Annotated in this window: 20 protein-coding genes; 7 read left to right on the forward strand and 13 right to left on the reverse strand. The window is 71.7% G+C overall.

Going from position 1 to position 18222, the window contains the following annotated elements:
- Positions 1–43 precede the first annotated feature (43 nt).
- The 5 genes from Voc01_RS20610 to Voc01_RS20630 form a co-directional block, all read right to left on the reverse strand.
- Complete coding sequence (locus Voc01_RS20610) at positions 44–838, reverse strand: ABC transporter permease (RefSeq protein ID WP_203929120.1); 795 nt, start codon at positions 836–838, stop codon at positions 44–46.
- Positions 835–1797: an ATP-binding cassette domain-containing protein gene (locus Voc01_RS20615; RefSeq protein ID WP_203929121.1), complete on the reverse strand. Its 963-nt coding sequence runs from the start codon at positions 1795–1797 to the stop codon at positions 835–837. Before Voc01_RS20615 ends, Voc01_RS20610 begins: the two co-directional genes overlap by 4 nt.
- A 36-nt stretch (positions 1798–1833) precedes the next feature.
- Complete coding sequence (locus tag Voc01_RS20620) at positions 1834–3093, reverse strand: alpha/beta hydrolase (protein WP_239160350.1); 1260 nt, start codon at positions 3091–3093, stop codon at positions 1834–1836.
- A 72-nt stretch (positions 3094–3165) separates the two neighbouring features.
- Entirely contained in the window at positions 3166–3549 is a 384-nt protein-coding gene (locus Voc01_RS20625) for a VOC family protein (protein WP_203929122.1), read from the reverse strand.
- Entirely contained in the window at positions 3530–4111 is a 582-nt protein-coding gene (locus tag Voc01_RS20630; protein ID WP_203929123.1) for a cob(I)yrinic acid a,c-diamide adenosyltransferase, read from the reverse strand. The genes Voc01_RS20625 and Voc01_RS20630 overlap by 20 nt, the downstream gene beginning before the upstream one ends.
- Before the next feature lie 23 nt (positions 4112–4134).
- Here Voc01_RS20630 and murA point away from each other — a divergent pair, with 23 nt between their 5' ends.
- Positions 4135–5412, forward strand: coding sequence for a UDP-N-acetylglucosamine 1-carboxyvinyltransferase (murA, locus tag Voc01_RS20635; protein WP_203929124.1), 1278 nt, complete (start codon positions 4135–4137; stop codon positions 5410–5412).
- Positions 5413–5422: 10 nt separating this feature from the next.
- Positions 5423–5941, forward strand: a complete 519-nt coding sequence (locus tag Voc01_RS20640; protein WP_203929125.1) for a GNAT family N-acetyltransferase — start codon at positions 5423–5425, stop codon at positions 5939–5941.
- Here Voc01_RS20640 and Voc01_RS20645 read toward each other — a convergent pair.
- The 4 genes from Voc01_RS20645 to Voc01_RS20660 form a co-directional block, all read right to left on the reverse strand.
- Entirely contained in the window at positions 5938–6228 is a 291-nt protein-coding gene (locus Voc01_RS20645) for a hypothetical protein (protein WP_203929126.1), read from the reverse strand. The two genes, Voc01_RS20640 and Voc01_RS20645, sit on opposite strands and share 4 nt — an antisense overlap.
- 100 nt (positions 6229–6328) lie before the next feature.
- On the reverse strand, positions 6329–7159 hold the full coding sequence (locus Voc01_RS20650; protein ID WP_203929127.1) for an ABC transporter permease: 831 nt from the start codon (positions 7157–7159) through the stop codon (positions 6329–6331).
- On the reverse strand, positions 7156–7995 hold the full coding sequence (locus Voc01_RS20655; RefSeq protein ID WP_203929128.1) for an ABC transporter ATP-binding protein: 840 nt from the start codon (positions 7993–7995) through the stop codon (positions 7156–7158). The genes Voc01_RS20650 and Voc01_RS20655 overlap by 4 nt, the downstream gene beginning before the upstream one ends.
- A gap of 145 nt (positions 7996–8140) precedes the next feature.
- Positions 8141–8749 (reverse strand): DUF4126 domain-containing protein, encoded by a 609-nt coding sequence (locus Voc01_RS20660; RefSeq protein ID WP_203929129.1) that lies wholly within the window; start codon positions 8747–8749, stop codon positions 8141–8143.
- A 57-nt stretch (positions 8750–8806) separates the two neighbouring features.
- Between Voc01_RS20660 and nucS the strand changes: the two genes are divergently transcribed.
- Genes nucS through Voc01_RS20675 form a run of 3 tightly spaced genes read left to right on the forward strand, consistent with a single transcriptional unit; the run spans position 8807 to position 10631 of the window.
- Complete coding sequence (nucS, locus tag Voc01_RS20665) at positions 8807–9466, forward strand: endonuclease NucS (RefSeq protein WP_203929130.1); 660 nt, start codon at positions 8807–8809, stop codon at positions 9464–9466.
- A gap of 17 nt (positions 9467–9483) precedes the next feature.
- A complete protein-coding gene (locus Voc01_RS20670; RefSeq protein ID WP_275423738.1) occupies positions 9484–9909 on the forward strand; it encodes an AAA family ATPase in 426 nt (141 codons plus the stop codon).
- Between the two features lie 2 nt (positions 9910–9911).
- On the forward strand, positions 9912–10631 hold the full coding sequence (locus tag Voc01_RS20675; protein ID WP_203929131.1) for a tRNA(His) guanylyltransferase Thg1 family protein: 720 nt from the start codon (positions 9912–9914) through the stop codon (positions 10629–10631).
- On the opposite strand, the gene Voc01_RS20680 is transcribed toward Voc01_RS20675, so the two are convergent.
- Both Voc01_RS20680 and Voc01_RS20685 read right to left on the reverse strand, forming a co-directional pair.
- On the reverse strand, positions 10609–12105 hold the full coding sequence (locus tag Voc01_RS20680; RefSeq protein ID WP_203929132.1) for an aldehyde dehydrogenase family protein: 1497 nt from the start codon (positions 12103–12105) through the stop codon (positions 10609–10611). The genes Voc01_RS20675 and Voc01_RS20680 overlap by 23 nt on opposite strands.
- Before the next feature lie 9 nt (positions 12106–12114).
- Positions 12115–12798 (reverse strand): SDR family NAD(P)-dependent oxidoreductase, encoded by a 684-nt coding sequence (locus Voc01_RS20685; protein ID WP_203929133.1) that lies wholly within the window; start codon positions 12796–12798, stop codon positions 12115–12117.
- A 63-nt stretch (positions 12799–12861) separates the two neighbouring features.
- Between Voc01_RS20685 and Voc01_RS20690 the strand changes: the two genes are divergently transcribed.
- Positions 12862–14244, forward strand: coding sequence for a 3-hydroxyacyl-CoA dehydrogenase (locus tag Voc01_RS20690; protein WP_203929134.1), 1383 nt, complete (start codon positions 12862–12864; stop codon positions 14242–14244).
- Between the two features lie 4 nt (positions 14245–14248).
- Complete coding sequence (locus Voc01_RS20695) at positions 14249–14539, forward strand: Rv1322 family protein (protein WP_203929135.1); 291 nt, start codon at positions 14249–14251, stop codon at positions 14537–14539.
- A 137-nt stretch (positions 14540–14676) separates the two neighbouring features.
- On the opposite strand, the gene Voc01_RS20700 is transcribed toward Voc01_RS20695, so the two are convergent.
- A complete protein-coding gene (locus Voc01_RS20700) occupies positions 14677–16800 on the reverse strand; it encodes a hypothetical protein (RefSeq protein WP_203929136.1) in 2124 nt (707 codons plus the stop codon).
- Between the two features lie 74 nt (positions 16801–16874).
- On the reverse strand, positions 16875–18134 hold the full coding sequence (locus Voc01_RS20705; RefSeq protein ID WP_203929137.1) for a coiled-coil domain-containing protein: 1260 nt from the start codon (positions 18132–18134) through the stop codon (positions 16875–16877).
- Positions 18135–18222: the final 88 nt, after the last annotated feature.

An 18222-nucleotide genomic window follows, 5' to 3' on the forward strand; every position in this document is an offset into this window, starting at 1 on the left:
TCCGATTGCATTGCCGTCCAAGATCGCAAAGAAGGGGGGACGGCTACCGGCCGGCGGCCTTGCGGTACTTGGAGATGGCCAGGGGGACGAAGATGGCCAGGGTCGCCAGGATGTAGAGCACCGAGAGCAGGACCGGGTGGTCCGCCGGGAAGCCTTCGCCCCTGGCCATGGCCGCCGGGGCGTTGCCCCAGAGGTCCCTCAGGGCCAGCACGACCGCGCTGAAGGGGTTCCAGTTCGCTACGGGCTGGAGCCACTCTGGCAGGGTGGTCGTCGAGATGAAGGCGTTGGACAGGAACGTCACGGGAAACATCCAGATCAGGCCGGCGGACTGGGCCACCTCGACGCTGCTGACCGTCAGGCCGATCACGGCCGCCACCCAGCTGATCGCGTAGCCGAACGCGCACAGCAGCAGGAAACCCGCCGCCACCTCCAGCGGGCTGGTGTGGGTGCGCCAGCCGACCAGCAGGCCGCAGATCACCATGATGACCAGCACCAGCAGGTTGTTCAGCAGGTCCGACGTGGTGCGCCCGACGAGCACGGCCGCCCGCGACATCGGCAGCGACCGGAACCGGTCGATGATGCCCTTCTGCAGGTCGTCGGCCAGGCCGATCGCGGTGATGCCCGAGCCGAACATCACGGTCTGGGCGAAGATGCCGGCCATCAGGTACTCGCGGTAGTCGACCCCGGGGATCGGGATCGCGCCGCCGAACACGAACGCGAACAGCAGCACGAACATGATCGGCTGGAGCGTGGAGAACACCAGCAGGTCGGGGATCCGCTTGATCTTGATGAGGTTGCGCTTGGCGACGACCCAGCCGTCGAGCAGGGCGTAGATCATGACTTCCGCACCTCGTCGTCGTCGGCGGTCTGACCGGTCAGCGCGAGGAACACGTCGTCGAGCGTCGCGCGGTGGATCCCGATGTCGGCGACCTCCACGCCGGCGGCGTCCAACCGGCGCACCACCTCGATCAGCGTCCCGGCCCCGTTCGGCGCCGGCGCGGTCAGCTTCAGCGCCTCGGCGTCGACCACCGGTGCCTCGCCGCCGAGCTCCTTCAGCACGGCGCCCGTGGTCTCCAACGTGTCGGAACCGGCCACCACCACCTCGATCCGCTCGCCACCGACCTGCCGCTTCAACGCCGTCGGGGTGCCCTCCGCGATCGCCTTACCCTGGTCGATGACCATGACGGTGTCGGCGAGCCGGTCGGCCTCCTCCAGGTACTGGGTGGTGAGCAGCAGCGTGCAACCACTGCGGACCCGCTCCTGGATCACCTCCCACATGCCGATCCGGCTGCGCGGGTCGAGCCCGGTGGTCGGCTCGTCGAGGAACAGGACCGGCGGCGACGTCACCAGGGCGGCCGCCAGGTCGAGCCGGCGCCGCATGCCGCCGGAGTACGTCTTCGCCGGCCGGCCCGCGGCCTCCACCAACCCGAACCGTTCGAGCAGCTCGTGCGCCCGCTGCCGGGCCAGGGAACGGCCGATGTGGTGCAGCCGCCCGACCATCTCCAGGTTCTCGAAGCCGGTGAGGTACTCGTCGACGGCCGCGTTCTGACCCGACAACCCGATCACCTCGCGCACCTTCTGCGGCTCGGCGAGCACGTCGATGCCGCGCACCACGACCCGACCGGAGTCGGGTCGCAGCAGCGTCGTCAGGATGCGCACGGCCGTGGTCTTGCCGGCGCCGTTGGGTCCGAGCAGTCCGAGCACGGTTCCCTCGGGAACCCGCAGGTCGATGCCGTCGAGGGCGCGCACCGACCCGTAGGTCTTGACGAGGGACTCGGCCACGATGGCGTCACCCATACCGCCGACCCTATCGGCCGGCAGTGAAGAACGGGTTCAGAAGTCGTCGATGTTCACCGAGACGCGATGCTCGCTCGACTTCCACGCCGGCACATTGAGGATGTCGTATCCGCCACCCCGTTGCCGCACCACGAGCGACACCAGGGGGCCGGCGGGAACGAACACGTCCATCCCGGTCATGAACGTCTGGCTGAAGAACGCCGGCAGCGGCGCGGTGAGGTCGGTGACCCCGTCGCTGGCCGCGTCGAACGCGAAGATCCCGATGACCCGCTTGGTCCGCGGCGCGTTCGCCTCGTTCAGCACCTGCCGGCCGTTGAGCCACAGGGAGTCGGACCCGCCCCACCACTCCTTCTGCCGGCTGATCGTCAGCGCGGTGTGCCGGTCGCTCGTCTCGACGAGGGCGCCGAGGCCCTCGCCCGGCCGGCTGGTGAGCAGGCGCACGAACGAGTCCGACCGCAGGAACGGCTGGAAGTAGAAGTGGTGCGTGGGCGCGTCCGGCCGTTCGATCGCGAACTCGTACCGCGCCGATCCCAGGACCGGCAGCGGCCCGAACGAGCCGTCACCGCTCAACGCGGCCCGGTGGACCGGGAACAGCCGGTGACCGGTGAGCGAGCCGACCTGGTACACCACGAGCGTCGCCCCCTCGACGCCGACGTTGCTCGGGAACAGCACGGCCCGCCCCGACACCCGGGCGATCGTCTGCGGAACGATGCGGTCGACGCGGGGCGCGCGTCCCGTGAGGAACCTGAAGATCTCCCGGAAGGACTCCACCGACGAGACCGTCTGCGTGTGCGACTGCGTGGGGAAGGAGACGTTCGTCGCACCGGCCACGGTGCGCGCCGGGTCGCCCTCGCCCCAGATCGCGAGCGTCGGCACGCCGCCGGGCAGCGCGGTGGCGGGGCGGCCGTCGAGGTTCACGTAGTGGGCGACCCGCGCCGCGCGCGCCGGCGAGCTGTTCAGGTACCCCTGCGACACGAACGTGCCCAGCGAGTGCGCGAGCAGGTCGACCCTGTCGGCGCCGGTGCTGGCGAGTAGGCGCGCGATGCGCTCGTCGAGGCCCGCGTAGATCGAGGGGAGCAGCGTGGCGACGTTCGGCGAGTCGTACTCGTGCGCCTCGATGATCTCGATGGGGTAGCCGTTCGACGCGAGGCGCTTGGCCTGCGTCTGGAACTGCTGCGCCGATCCGGCACTGCCGTGCACGAAGACGACGGGACGGTGGGACGGGGTGGCGACGGCGGGGGACGGGACCACGACAACGAACACGGCGGCCAGAGCCAGCAGCACGAGCCTGTGCACCGAATCCTCCAGATAGGCGGGGATGATTGTTGCACTGAGAGCGCAAGTATCTACCCGCCCAGCCCCGCACCGCTAGGTGGCGACCAGTTCGACCTCGAACCCGTCGCGGTCCTCCAGGTAGGCGGCGTAGTGCTCGGGTCCGCCGGCCCACGGGTGCCGGTCGGGGAACATGAGCGTCCAGCCATGATCCGACGCGGAGGCCACGAGCGCGTCCAGCGACTCCCGGGATCCGGCGTGGAGCGCGAGGTGGTTCAGCCCCGGCCGCATGCGGTCATGGGACCGGGACGTCAGCGCCGGCGACTCCTCGACCACCACGTACACGTCCCCGGTCCGCCACGACCGGCCGCCCGGCCAGTCCTGGTACCGCGCCCAGCCGAGGGCGCCGAACAGCCACCCCCACGACTCCACCGCCCGGTCGAGCGAGGGGACCCAGAGCTCAACGTGATGCAGGCCCACCCGGCACCCACTTCACGTCGCCGTCCGGGTTCGCCAGCCGTCCCAGGATGAACAGCAGGTCCGAGAGGCGGTTCAGGTACCGGAGCGCCGCTGTGTTGGTCCGCTCGGCATCGACCTCGACCACCGACCACGCCGCGCGTTCGGCGCGCCGGCACACCGTGCGCGCGACATGCAGCAACGCCGCACCCGGCGTGCCGCCGGGCAGGATGAACGAGTCCAGTTTGGACAGTCGGGCGTTGAACTCGTCGCACCAGCCCTCGAGCCGCTCGACGTGCGCATCGGTGACCCGGATCGGCTCCCACCTGGGCGACGGCTGGATCGGGTTGCACAGGTCCGCACCCACGTCGAAAAGATCATTCTGGACCCGCGTGAGCACGCCGCGCAGCTCGTCGTCCAGGTCTCCCAGCGCGAGCGCGACACCGATCGCGGCGTTGCACTCGTCGACGTCGGCGTACGCCGTGATCCTGGGATCGGTCTTCGGCACCCGGGTGCCGTCGCCGAGCCCGGTCGTGCCGGTGTCGCCGGTCTTCGTGTAGATGCGGGTGAGGTGTACGCGAGCCATCGGCTGAGCCTAGGCTCACGCGCGTGGACCTGCTCAGAGTGTTCGGCGGCGCGCGCCTGGCCGGCGACGTCGACGTGGTCGGTGCCAAGAACTCGGCACTGAAGCTGATGGCGGTGACGCTGCTCGCACCCGGTCGCAGCGTGGTCACCAACGTGCCCCGGATCACCGACATCGCGATCATGGCCGAGGTGCTCCGGCGCCTGGGCTGCGCGGTGACCGCGGAGGACGACCGCATCGAGATCGACGTACCCGACGAGTGCGGCACCGAGGCCGACTACGACCTGGTGCGCCGCCTGCGGGCGTCGATCTGCGTGCTCGGCCCGCTGCTCGCCCGCCGCGGACACGTCCGCGTGGCCCACCCGGGCGGCGACGCGATCGGCTCACGCGGTCTCGACATGCACGTCGCCGGGCTGCGGCGGATGGGCGCCGACATCACCAGCGAGCACGGCTTCGTGATCGCGACAGCGGAAAGACTGCACGGCGCGACGATCTGGCTCGACTTCCCGAGCGTCGGCGCCACCGAGAACCTGCTGATGGCGGCGGTGCTCGCCAAGGGCACCACCGAGATCGACAACGCCGCGCGCGAACCCGAGATCGTCGACATCTGCGAGATGCTCACCGCGATGGGCGCGAAGATCTCCGGCGCCGGCACCAGCCAGCTTCTCGTCGAGGGCGTCGACTCGCTCGCGCCCGTCGAGCACCGCACGGTCGGCGACCGCATCGTCGCCGGCACCTGGGCGTTCGCGGCGGCGATGACCCGCGGCGAGGTCACCGTGCACGGCGTGCCCGTGTCGCACCTGGAGATCGCGCTCGACAAGCTGCTCACCGCCGGCGCCGACGTCGAACCGGTCGACGACGGGTTCCGCGTGCGGATGGGTCGGCGCCCGACCGCCGTCGACGTGGTCACGCTGCCGTTCCCCGGCTTCCCGACCGACCTGCTGCCGATGGCCGTCGGGCTCGCGGCGGTGAGCGAGGGCGCGTCGCTGATCACCGAGAACATCTTCGACGGCCGGTTCATGTTCATCCAGGAGCTGGTGCGGCTAGGCGCGGAGATCCGCACCGACGGGCACCACGCGGTCGTCCGCGGCCGGGAGCGGCTGTCGGGCGCACCGGTGAGCGCCACCGACATCCGCGCCGGCGCCGGGCTCGCCGTGGCCGCCCTGTGCGGAGACGGGGTGACCGAGGTCAGCCACGTCCACCACATCGACCGGGGCTACCCCACGTTCGCGGCCGACCTGACGTCTCTGGGCGCCCACGTGGAGCGGGTGCAGGCGCCGGCCGAGCCCGTCTTCGGATTGTGAGGGCCGGCCTGTGAACGCCGTCAGCGTGCGCCGGGAGGAGCCGCGTGACGCCGTGCGCGTCCGTTCGGTGGTGGTCGCGGCGTTCGGCGCGGCCGGGTCCGACGGGGAGCCCGTGGAGGCGAGGCTGCTCGACGGGCTGCGGGCCGACCCGGCCTCGGTGACGTCGAGCTGGGTTGCCGAGGCCGACGGCCAGGTGGTCGGCCACCTGGTGGTGGTGCCGGTCACCGTGGGGGAGGGGACCGCGTCGGCGATCGGAATGGTGGCGGTGGACCCGGCCCACGAGAAGAGCGGGCACGGCGGGTCCCTGATGGGCGCCGCCCTGGGCGACCTGATCCGGGCCGGCGAGACGTTGGTGGTGGTGCTCGGCAGCCCGGCGTACTACGGCCGGTTCGGGTTCGTGCCCGCGCCGGTGGTCGGCGTCGAGAGCGCGCTGTACCCGTCGCCGTACATGCAGGCGCTGCCGCTGCGGGTGGCACACCCGCGGGGAGAGATCACCTACCCGCGGCCCTACCGGGACCTGGAACCCTAGACGGCGTCGCGGGCGTCTTCGTACTCGTGGCTGAACACCAGCACGCGCACGAAGCCGGACCTGTCGGTGCCCACGGTGGCCCGGATACCCAGCGCCATGAGCCGATCACGCACCGCTCGGGCGGCGGCCAGGTCGGCCGAGAGCGCGACGGTGCGTAAGAGCCCGAACTCCTCCTCGGATCTCGCGGCCGGCCGGGGGCGCAGCGTGGTGATGTCGGCGGCGACAGCGATCAGGGCGAGCACGGCGAGCGCGAGCAGCGGCCCGACCAGGAGGATCTCCAACGGCACCCGGCAAGTGTGACAAAGGCTCAGGCACACCGGTCTCGGACGATCGGTCCGGTTTGGCGTCTGTCTGGAAAGGGGAACCGGCCCCCTTTCCAGACAGACGCTAGTCGCGGGTGGTCCACCGGAACGTCAGGCGGCAGACGACCAGCGCGCCCACACACCACAGCGCCAGCACCAGCGCCACCATGCCCAGCTCGGCCGAGCCGGCGGGCTCGTGCGACGCGAACGACTCCGGCAGGAACACCGCCCGCATGCCCTGGGTCATCCACTTCAGCGGGAACAGCGCGGCCAGGTGCTGCATCCAGCCGGGCAGGTTCGTGAACAGCGAGAAGACCCCCGAGATGAACTGCAGCCCGAGGGCCACCGGGGTCACCATGGCCGGGGCGCCGCGGCCGCTGCGCACCAGCGACGAGAACGCGATCCCGCACAGGGTGCAGGCGGTGATCCCGAGCACCGACACCCACAGGAACGTCACCCACTGGGCCGGTCCCGGCACCGGAACGTCGTAGACCGTGAACGCCAGCGCGAGCAGGAGGACCGTCTCCGCCGCACCGATGGCCAGCACCAGCAGCACCTTGCCCAGGAAGAACGCCGACGGCGGCATCGGGGTGCCGCGCAGCCGCTTCAGCGCACCCCGATCACGCTCGATCGGGATCATGATCGCGAGGTTCTGGAAGCCGACCGTCAGCAGACCCGCCGCGATCATGCCGGCCACGAAGTACCGCGTGAACGGGATGCCGTCGACGACCTCGTTGTCGCTGAACACGGACCCGAAGACCACCAGCAGCATCACGGGGAACGCCAGCGTGAACACCACCGACTCGCGGCTGCGGAGGAACTGCCGGAGCTCCAGGCCGCCCCGCCGCACCCCCAGCCGCAGCGCCGAGGGGCGCCGACGCCCCACCGCGACCGGTCGCTCGGACGTCATGGTCATGCCTGACCACCGATCATGCGCAGGTATACGTCCTCCAGTGTCGGCCGGTTCACCGTCAGTCCGGGCACCTCGCCACCGAACCGCTCGGACAGCTGACGCACCAGCGCGGTCGGCTCGTCGGTGACGGTCTCGCTCACGCCGTCCGGTGTCTGCCAACTGACGACGGCCGCGGCGGTCGCGCGGCCGCCGAGCTCGGCGGGCGGTGCGACGGCGACGACCCGCCCACCCCGCATCACGCCGACGCGGTCGGCGAGCGCCTCGGCCTCGTGCAGGTAGTGGGTGGTGAGCAGGATCGTGGTGCCGGCGGCGGCGAGGTCGCGGATGAGCTGCCAGAAGTCCAGGCGGGCCTGCGGGTCGAACCCGGTGGTGGGCTCGTCGAGGAACAGCAGCTCGGGCCGGCCGACGATGCCGAGCGCCACGTCGAGGCGGCGCTTCTGCCCGCCGGAGAGGGCGTGCGTGCGCGCGTTGCGCTTGTCGGTGAGGCCGACCCGTTCGATGACCGCGTCAGCGTCGTCGGACCCCGGGTAGAACCCGGCGAAGTGGTTCACCACCTCGCCGACGGTGAGCGCGTCGAACTCGCCGCTGGTCTGCAGCACCATGCCGACCCGGGCCCGCCAGTCGGCACCGGCGGTGGCCGGGTCCTCGCCGAGCACGGAGACGGTGCCGGCGTCGCGCGGGCGGTAGCCCTCGAGGATCTCGATCGTGGTGGTCTTGCCGGCGCCGTTCGGGCCGAGGAGCGCGAAGACCTCGCCCGGCGCGACGCTGAGATCCACCCCGTCGACCGCGACGGTGTCACCGTAGGCCTTGCGCAGGCCACGGACCTCGACGGCATCCACGTCAAGGCAATCTACTCTGCTATTGGCGCCCGCCTCCGCGGGCGCGGGCCCGAGGCCTTTTCGGTGCTGCCTTCCCTCGTCGCTGCGGTCGCTGCGCTCCCTGCGCTCCTCAGTCCAGGCAGCACCGGCCTCGGGCCGGTGCTTGCTAGTAGCCTCTGGCCGCGGCCAGCTTGGCCGCCTTGCGCCGTTTCCTGCGCCTCATCGCCCACCAGAACACCAGTATCAGCACGATCAGGAACAGGATGACCAGCAACGGCGCGAGGATCGCCGACAGCGCCATGCCGATGCTCACGGTGTCCTCGGCCACACTCACCACCGGAGCGCCGAAGCCGAGCGTCAGCGAGTTGACCGCGGCCCGGAAGCCGGCCTTCATCAGGTGCACACACAGCGAGATCGCGATACCGACGACCACCGGCACCCACTGCTTGGACTCGAAGTAGTTCGCCGGGTCGGTGATCACCGCCGTCTGGGAGCCGGACGAGGCGCCGAACATGATGCCACCCGACGTCGGTCGGACGACCGTCTGCACGAAGTCGTTGACGTGGTCGACCACGGGGATCTTGTCGGCGAAGAACTCGATCGTCAGCAGCACCCCGAAGATGCCCAGCATCCACGGGTTCTCGATCCACTGCCAGCTCTCCGGCAGCGTGATGACGTCGGTGAACCGGGCGAGCACGCCTACCAGCAGCAACGGGATGTAAGCGTTGAGGCCGGCCGAGGCGGCGAGACCGGTTCCCATGAGCGCTTCGAGCACCACCCAAGGATGGCACCAGTGCGCCACCGCGTCGCGGCGTCCTTATAGGCTCCCCGGGTGCGCCTGCTCATCGCCCGCTGTTCGGTCGATTACATCGGCCGGCTCACCGCCCATCTGCCGTTGGCCACGCGTCTGGTGATGGTCAAGGCCGACGGATCGGTGTCGATCCACGCCGACGACCGTGCCTACAAGCCGCTGAACTGGATGAGCCCGCCATGCCGGGTGGAGGAGTCGCCCGGCGTGTGGCGGGTGGTGAACAAAGCCGGCGAGGAGCTGCGGATCACCCTGGAGGAGGTGCTCCACGACTCCAGCCACGACCTCGGCGTCGACCCCGGCCTCCAGAAGGACGGCGTCGAGGCGCACCTGCAGGAACTGCTCGCCGCGAACCCCACCGTCCTCGGCGACGGGTTCACGCTGGTGCGCCGCGAGTACCCGACCGCGATCGGCCCGGTCGACCTGCTCTGCCGCGACGCGTCGAACGCGACGGTCGCCGTCGAGATCAAGCGCCGCGGCGAGATCGACGGCGTGGAGCAGCTCACCCGGTACCTGGACCTGCTGGGACGCGACCCGCTGCTCGCACCCGTACGCGGCATCTTCGCCGCGCAGGAGATCAAGCCGCAGGCCCGGGTGCTGGCCGAGGACCGCGGCATCCGCTGCGTGGTGCTCGACTACGAGACCCTGCGCGGCATCAAGCGCGACGAATTGACGCTGTTCTGAGCGAGGTCGCGGTTTTCATCGGGCTGCAGGCCTCCGGCAAGACGACGTTCTACCGGCAACGCCTGGCGGCCACCCATGCCCATGTCAGCAAGGACAACTGGCCCAACGCCTCGCATCGCGAGAACCGGCAGCTCACGCTGATCGCGGAGCTGCTGTCGGACCAGCGCAACGTCGCCGTCGACAACACCAACGCCTCGCTCGCCGACCGGCGGGGCGTGCTCGGAATAGCCCGGGAATACGGTGCTCACCTGGTCGCCTACTGGTTTCCGCCCGACCGCGACGGCGCCGCGGCGCGCAACGCGGCGCGACCGCCGGAAACGCGCGTGCCCGACGTGGGCTTCTATGCCACGCTGAAGCGCCTCATGGGCCCGCACCCGGCCGAGCGGTTCGACACCGTGTACGTGGTGCGGTTCGACGGAGCCGGCGGTTTCACCGTGGAGTAGACGTGCGCCTGAAGGATCTCGACACCACCCAGCGGACCCGGGAGTGGTACCACGGGCTCACGCTGCTGCCCGGCGCGTGGGCGATCGTGCGGGTCGACGGGCGGTCGTTCTCGCGGCTCACCGAGGACCACGACGACAAGCCGTTCGACGAGCGGTTCGCGTCGGTCATGGCGCACGCGGCCCAGACACTGCTCACCGAGCTCGGCGGCAGGTACGCGTACACGGAGAGCGACGAGATCTCGGTGCTGCTCGACCCGGCGTGGCGCCTGTTCGGCCGCTCGGTGGAGAAGCTCGTGTCGATCTCGGCGGGCGTGGCCTCGGCCGCGTTCACGCTGGAGGCCGGCCGGACGGGCGTGTTCGACTCGCGCGTCTGGCTCGGCACCGGCGTCGCCGACGTGGTCGACTACTTCTCCTGGCGGCAGGCCGACGCGGCGCGCTGCGCGCTCAACGGCTGGTGCTACTGGACCCTGCGGTCGGAGGGCGTCAGCGTCCGCGCCGCGACCCGCCAGCTGGAGGGCCTCGACTTCTCCGGCAAGAACGAGCTGCTGTACCAGCGGGGGATCAACTTCAACGAGGTGCCGGCGTGGCAGCGCCGCGGGGTGGGCCTGTGGTTCGAGGAGTTCACACGGGGAGACGCGGTGCGCCGGCGCGTGCGCGTCGAGCGCGACCTGCCGATGGGTGAGGAGTACCGCGCGCTGGTCAGCGCCCGTGCACCAGCTTGATGATCTTTATCAGGCGTTTCGCGGTGGCGGCCGGGTCGCGCCGGAACGTCGTCACCGGGAGCAACGACCGCGCCCGACGAGCCGTGATCGACTTCGCGCGGGCGAACTCGCGGAGGCCGTCGTCGCCGTGCACCCGGCCGAAGCCCGAGTCGCCGACGCCGCCGAACGGCACGCTCGGCGTCCCCGCGAACGAGAGCACCGAGTTGATCGCGGTCATCCCCGACCGCAGCCGCCGGGCGACCTCGATCGCGTGCGCCTTACGCTTCGAGAACACCGCGCCGCCCAGCCCGTAGGAGACGGCGTTGGCGCGCTCGATCGCCTCGTCGGTGTCGCGCACGCGGTTGACCACGAGCACCGGCCCGAACGTCTCCTCGGTGACGGCCGTGCTGGTCTCCGGCACGTCGACCAGGATCGTCGGGTGCACGTACGGCGGCTGCACCGCGTCGCGACCGCCGAGCGCGACGGTGGCACCGGCCTCGATGGCGTCGTCGATGTGCCGGCGGATGATCTCCACTTGCGATGGCATCGTGATCGGACCGACCTCGTCGCCGACCTTCAGCTTCCCGGCGGCACCGACCAGTTCGGCTATGAACCTGTCGGCCACGGACTCCTGCACGTACACCCGCTCGATGCCGACGCACGTCTGCCCGGCGTTGTAGACCCCGCCCCAGAGCGCGGCGTCGGCGGCGGCCCGCAGGTCGGCATCGCTGTCGACGATCATCGCGTCCTTGCCACCGCACTCGACCAGCACCGGCGTGAGCGACTCGGCGCAGGCGGCCATCACCCGCTTGCCGGTGGCCGTCGAGCCGGTGAACGCGATCTTGTTCACCCTCGACCGGCACAGGCTCGCGCCGACGTCACCGAGACCGTGCACGATCTGCAGCACCGGGTGCTCGGGCACCACCTCGGCGAACACGTCGACCAGCCACTGACCGACCGCCGGCGTGTACTCGCTCGGCTTGTAGACCACCGCGTTGCCGGCGGCCAGCGCGTACGCGATCGAGCCCAGCGGCGTGAACACCGGGTAGTTCCACGGCCCGATGACGCCGACCACCCCGAGCGGCTGGTACTCCACCCGCGAGGTGAACTCCAGCTGCAGCCGCGACGGCTTCACCTTGCGCGACCGGAGCACCCGGCGGGCGTTGACCGCCGCCCAGTGCACGTGGTCGATCGCGCCACCCAGCTCGACGACCGCGTCGATCGTGGGCTTGCCGCCCTCACGGCCCATGAGCGCGGCCAGCTCCTCCATGCGCTGGGCGATCAGCGCGCGGTACCGGAACAGGCGGGCGCGGCGGCCGGCGAAGCCGAGCCCGTCCCACCACTCCTGCGCCTCGCGGCCCCGCTCGACGGCCGCGGCGACCTCGTCGGCGGACGCGACCGCGAACCGGCCGACCTCCTCGCCCGTCGCCGGGCTGGTCGAGACCAGGGCATCGTCGTCGACAAATGGCGTACCGGGGATCCGCGTCGCGGTCATGCCCGCACTTTACCCGCGGGTAACGTGCTCCGAAATGATTCGCGCGGCGACGTCCTCCGGCCTGCCGAGCGTGCCCTCCTCGTACGCGTCGACGTACGACTGCTTCGTCGGGAACTCCGACCGGCGCAGGACGCCCTGCATGCCCGTGTCCATGCGGCCGGGGTTGATGCTCGCCACCGTGATCCCGGGGCGCTCCTCGGCGAGCACCCGGAAGAACATCTCGCCGCCCGCCTTCGCCGCGCAGTACGCCGCCCAGCCCTCGATCGGCCGGGTCGCCGCCCCCGACGAGATGAACAGCACGGTGCCCGGTGTCCCCGGCGGCAGCACCGTGAGGAACGTGCTCGCCGCCAGCATCGGCACGGTGAGGTTGACCGCGATCGAGTCCCGGACCACCACCGGGTCGAGCTGCCCGACCGGTCCGACCGGCTCCACCATCCCGGCGTTCAGGATGAGGTACGCGTGCGACGCCCCCTCCGCGGCCCACCGCAGCGGCCGTGCCAGATCGAGGGTCGCCGCGGCGAAGTCCATCGTGTACAGGGCGACCCGCTCCGGTTCGGCGGCGGCGAGGCCGCGCTGCTTCTCCGTGAACGTGCGCCCCAACCCGGCGACCCGGTGCTCCCGGTCGGCCGCCAGCTGCTCGAACAGCGCCTCGCCCAACCCCCGCGAGACCCCGGTGATCACAAAACTCCGCACCCGGTGAGCCTATGTGCTGATGACCACCGCTACCTGCCGGTAACCGCGTGGCAGACTGCCGGGATGGCTGAGATGACCGCGGTCGGCGTCGTGGGGCTGGGAACCATGGGCGCCGGCATCGTCGAGGTGTTCGCCCGCGCGGGCGTCCCGGTGGTCGCGTCGGAGATCGATGGGACCGCGCTGGAACGCGGCCGTGCGCACCTCGTCGGGTCGACCGACCGGGCCGTCTCCCGGGGCCGGCTCAGCCCGGAGGACCGGGACGCGCTGATCGGCCGGGTGCGGTTCGTGGTGGGCCTCTCCGACCTGGCCGACGTCGACCTGGTGGTCGAGGCGGTGCCGGAGCGGCTGGACCTGAAGCGGCTGGTGTTCGGCGAGCTGTCGAAGATCTGCAAGCCGTCGGCGGTCCTCGCCTCGAACACGTCGTCGCTGTCGGTCACCGAGATCGCGGTTACCACCGACCGGCCCGACCGGGTGATCGGCCTGCACTTCTTCAACCCCGCGCCAGTGATGAAGCTGGTCGAAATCGTGCGGACGGTGGTAACAGCTCCGTCGGTGGTGGCCGACGCGCAGGCCCTGTGCGCGCGACTGAACAAGGTGGGCGTCACGATCGGTGACCGGGCCGGTTTCGTGGCGAACGCGCTGCTGTTCGGGTACCTGAACCAGGCCGTCACGATGCTCGAGAGCGGCTTCGTGACCCGCGACGACCTCGACGCTGCCATGAAGCTGGGCGCTGGGCTGCCCATGGGCCCGTTGACGTTGCTCGACCTGATCGGCCTCGACGTGGGTCTCGAGGTCCTCGACACCATGTACGACCGCGGCGGGCGCAACCAGCGGCACGCGGCCGCGCCGCTGATCCGGCAGATGGTCACGGCGGGTCTGCTCGGCCGCAAGACGGGCCGGGGGTTCTACACGTACGGCACCCCGGCCCCTTCCCCGGAGGCGCCGGCGGACGGCGGCACCGACGTCGTGCTGGTCACCGACGAGCCGGTGATCGCCGCCGCGATGGCCAGCGACCGGCCGGAGGACGTCGTGGGCCTGCACGTGCACCGCGACGCCGTGGCCGAGGTGGTCCGCTCGGTGCTGACCGGCGACGCAGCCGTCGCCGCCGCCCGCGCGGTGTGCGCGGAGCGCGGCCTTGTACCGGTGGTGTGCGGAGACCGCAGCGGACGCGTGGTGAACGCGCTCCTGTTCCCTTACCTCAACGACGCCGTGAAGATGCTCGAGGCCTCCTACGCGACCGTCGAGGACATCGACCACGCGATGACGCTCGGCTGTGGATACCCGGCCGGCCCGTTCGAGCAGCTCGATGCGATCGGTCCCGGCGTCGTGCTCGACGGTCTGCGGGCGATGTACGAGGAGACCCGAGAACCGGGGCTGGCGCCGGCGCCGCTGCTGTCCCAGCTGGTCACAGCCGGGCGCGGCTTCCGGTCCGAATCATTACGCTGACGGCATGAGTCCCCGTCGCCACCACCGTCGCGACGAGGTGCCGCCCCTCGACCTCGAGCGCGCCCAGCGCGTGGAGTCCGTGCAGACCTGGAGCGACGGCGACTGGCTGGTACGCACGGTTCCCGGCCGGGCCGCCGCCAAGGTGTACCGGTGCCCCGGCTGCGCCCAGGAGATCCGCCCCGGCGTGGCCCACGTGGTGGCCTGGCCGGCCGACGGCCGGGGCGACCTGACCGACCGCCGCCACTGGCACACCCCGTGCTGGCGCGCGAGAGACCGCCGCCGCCCGATCGCCTGACCTCCCGCGGGGGTCTTCAGCCCCGCCGATCTTGCACTTGTGGCCCCCGACAAAGCCGGATATAGCCCCGACATAGGTGCGGCCACAACTGCAAGATCGGCGCGGGGAGGTGGGGGCCGGGCGCGGCGGGCGCGGGGTCAGCGGCGGGCGGGGGCCTTGGCTTCGGTGGTGGTGAGGACCTGGGTGTTGTCCGGGTCCGGGGTGGCGGTGGTGCTGACCACCTGGGTGCTGTCGGCGTCCGGGGCGGTCCGCACGACCTGGGTGCTGTCGGGGTCGACGGCCGTCCGCACGACCTGGGTGCTGTCGGCGTCCGGGGCGGTGCGCATCACCTGGGTGCTGTCGGCGTCCGCGGTCACGACCTGGGTGCTGTCGGCGTCGGTCGCCACCGCCTGGGTGGTGTCGGCGTCGGCGCCCGTCGTCACGACCTGGGTGGTGTCGGCGGCGGTTCCCGCCACCACGACCTGGGTGCTGTCGGGATCGGTGGCGGCGGCGAGCTGGGTGTTCTCCGGGTCGGTGGCCGACACCAGCTTCTCGGCCTGCGCCTTGGCCGCCTCGGCGCTGACCTCGGCGGCCTCCGCCGCGACACCGGCCGACTCGGCGGACTTGCCGGTGGCCTCGGCGCGCTCGGCGGCGTCGGCGAGCCCGTCGGCCACCGCGGCCGCGTGCTCGGCGGCCGCCTTGACCCGCTGGGTGGCCGCGCGCACCTGCTTGCCACCGGCGCCCGCCGGCGGCCGGACCTTGGCCAGCTCGGTCTGCGCCTCCTCGGCGGCCCGGCGGGCCTCCTCGGCGTCCTTGTGCGCCTTGGCGAGCTGGGCGCGCAGCTGCTCGGCCTCCGTGCGCAGCTGGTGCATCTCGGCGACGAGCTGGGTGGCGTCGCCGCGCATCCGCTCGGCCTCGGCGTGCATGGCCGCGGCCTCACCGCGCAGGCGGGTGGCGTCGGACTCGGCGGCGGAACGCATCTGCGCCGCGTAGGCCTCGGTGGCCTGGCGGATCGCGGTGAGCTCGGCCTGGGCCGCGTCGCGGGACTGGCGCAGCTCGGCGGCGAGGGCGTCGCGGGCAACGACCCGCTCCTGCTCGATCGTCGCCCGGACGACCGACGCGTGCTGCTCGGCCTCCCGGCGCAGCGCCGCGGCCTCCCGCTCGGCCTGCTCGATGTGGCGCTTGACCTGCTCCTCGGCCTCCTTCTGCAGCGCCTGCGCCTGCACGCGCAGCGGGCCGACCTCGTCTTCGGCGGCGGTGCGCAGCGCGGCGGCGTCGGCCTCGGCGGTGGCCTTGAGGGCGGCGGCGTGCTGCTCGGCGTCGGACCGGAGCTTGGTGGAGTGCTGTTCGGCGTCGGAACGCAGCGTGGTGGCGTGCTCCTCGGCGTCGGCCCGGAGCTTCTCGGCCTGCCGGTGCAGCTCCTCGACCTGGCCGCGCAGCGGCGCGACGTCCTCCTCGGCGGCGGCCTTGATCGTCGCGGCGGCCTTCTCGGCGGCGGCCGTGATGTCGGCGGCGGCCTTCTCCGCCTCGGCCTTCAGCGCCGCGGCGTGCTCTTCGGCGGCCTGACGCGCCTGCTCCTGCTCCTGCTGCAGGGTGGTGCGCCACTGCTGCTGCTCCTGCTCGCCCTTGGCGCGCAGCTCGGCGAGCTCGGCCTCGGTTTCGGCCCGCAGCTTCTTGGCGTAGGCGATGGTGGCCTCGCTCAGCCGGTTGGCCTCTGCCTGCGCGGCGGCGACGCCCTTCTCGGCCTCGGCGCGCTGCCGCGCGATCTCGTCCTGGACCTCGCGCAGCTCGGCGTCGATCGTGGCCCGGCGGGCGGCGGCGGCCTCGTCCTCTTCGTGGCGGCGCGAAGCCAGGGCCAGCTCGAAGTCGCGAATGGCCTGATTTGCCCGTTCGCGCGCATCGTTGAGAATTCGGTCGGCCTCGGACCGCTGGCTTTCGATGTCGTGGGTGGCGCCGGCGCGGATCGCGTCGGCCTGCTCTTCGGCGAGGGCCAGGATCTGCTCGACCCGCGGGCCGAGGTGCCGGAACGACACGGTGCCACCGACGGCGGTGCGACGGCGCAGGTCGGCCAGCTCGTTCTCGAGGGCCTGGCCCTGCGCGGCGAGGGCCTGCGCGTGCGCGAACGCCGCGTCGCGCTCGGCGCTGAGCGCACCCAGCTCGGTCTCCACATGCGCGACGAACCTGTCGACCTGCCGTTTGTCGTAGCCGCGCAAGGCTACGTCGAACGTGGCCTCCGGGGCCGTGCCCGGACCGATCGGGAGAAGGTCTTCGCCGTGCGACATGGATCCATCCTCACACGCAACATCCCGTCGCGTCCGGCGAGGCGCCGGTGCGACGGGATGTTGTGATGATCTCGTCAGGCAGTGATCTTCGTGGCGCCGTTGTCGCCGGCGCCCGCTGCCTTGGGTGACTTCTGTTCGGCCTCGGCCGGGGGCTGCTGCGTCGGCACGATGCCCGCCAGGCCGGAGAGCATCTGGCCGAGCTGAGCGGTGACGGCGTCCTTCTGACGGGTGAGATCCTCGACCGCGCGCCGCGCCGTGTTGGTGGCGCTGTCGGCCTCGCTGCGGGCGTCGGTGAGGAGGCGGTGCGCCTCGGCCCGGGCCTCGTTCACCGTCTTCTCGGCGAGCGACTTGGCCTTGTCGATCGTGTCGGTCGCGTGCCGCTCGCTCTCGACGCGGCGGGCCTCGGCGCGCTGCTCGGTCTCCTTGGCGTGCTGCTCGGCCGCCCGGGCCCGCACCTCGGCCTCGCGGACCAGCTTCTGCGTGGCGGCGACCGCGGCGGTGTGCCGCTGGTTCTCTTCGCGCTCGGCCCGCTCGCGCCGCTCGGACAGCTCCTCCTCGAGCATCTGGAGGTCCTTGTCGCGCTTGTCGCGGGCGTCGGCCAGCAGCTTGGTGGCCTCGGCGCGCTTCTCCTCCGCCTCGCGCGCGGCCTTGGCCCGCAGCTGGGTGATCTCGCGCTCGGCCGTGGCCCGCAGCGTCGAGACCTCGCGCTCGACGGTGGCCTTCAGCTCCGCGACCTCGTGCGCGGTGGCCGCCCGCAGCGCCTTCGTCTCGCGGTCGGCGTCGTTCCGCAGCGTGTCGGCCTCGCGCCGCGCCTGCACACGGGTCTCCGCGGCCTCGCGCTCGGCGGCCGTGCGCAGGTTGCTCGCCTCGCGCTCGGCGGTGGCCTTCATGGCGGCGGCCTCGGCGCGCGCCTTGTCGGTGATCTCGCGGGCCTCGAGCCGCGCCGCCGACGTGATGCCCTCCGACTCGCGCTTCGCCTCGCCGCGGTGGTCGTTCGCCTGCTCCTCGGCCAGCCGCAGGATCTGCTCGACCCGCGTGCCGAGCCCGGAGAGGGTGGGCCGGTTGTTCTCCTCGAGCTGCTTGTTGGTGTCGACGAGCTTCTGCTCCATCGACGCCATGCGCTGCTCGGCCTGGCGCAGCCGGCGCTGCGCGTCGGTCATGCGCTGCTCAGCCTCGCTGCGGTGCTGTTCGGACTGCGCGAGCGCGGCCTCGCGCTGCTGGATGAAGTTGTCGACCTGGGCGCGGTCGTAGCCGCGCAGAACGACACTGAACTCCGCGGCGCCACTGGCACCGTCAAAGAAGGCGAGGTTGGAAGGCTGCTGCGGCTGAGGCATTAGCACATACTTGCAGACCCTCCCCCGGAGACCGCAAGACCGTACGGACGACGTTCGGCCGCCATTTGCATTACTTTCCGCGATCTTG

Origin of the sequence: Virgisporangium ochraceum (assembly GCF_016863655.1) — a bacterium.
Taxonomy (GTDB): domain Bacteria; phylum Actinomycetota; class Actinomycetes; order Mycobacteriales; family Micromonosporaceae; genus Virgisporangium; species Virgisporangium ochraceum.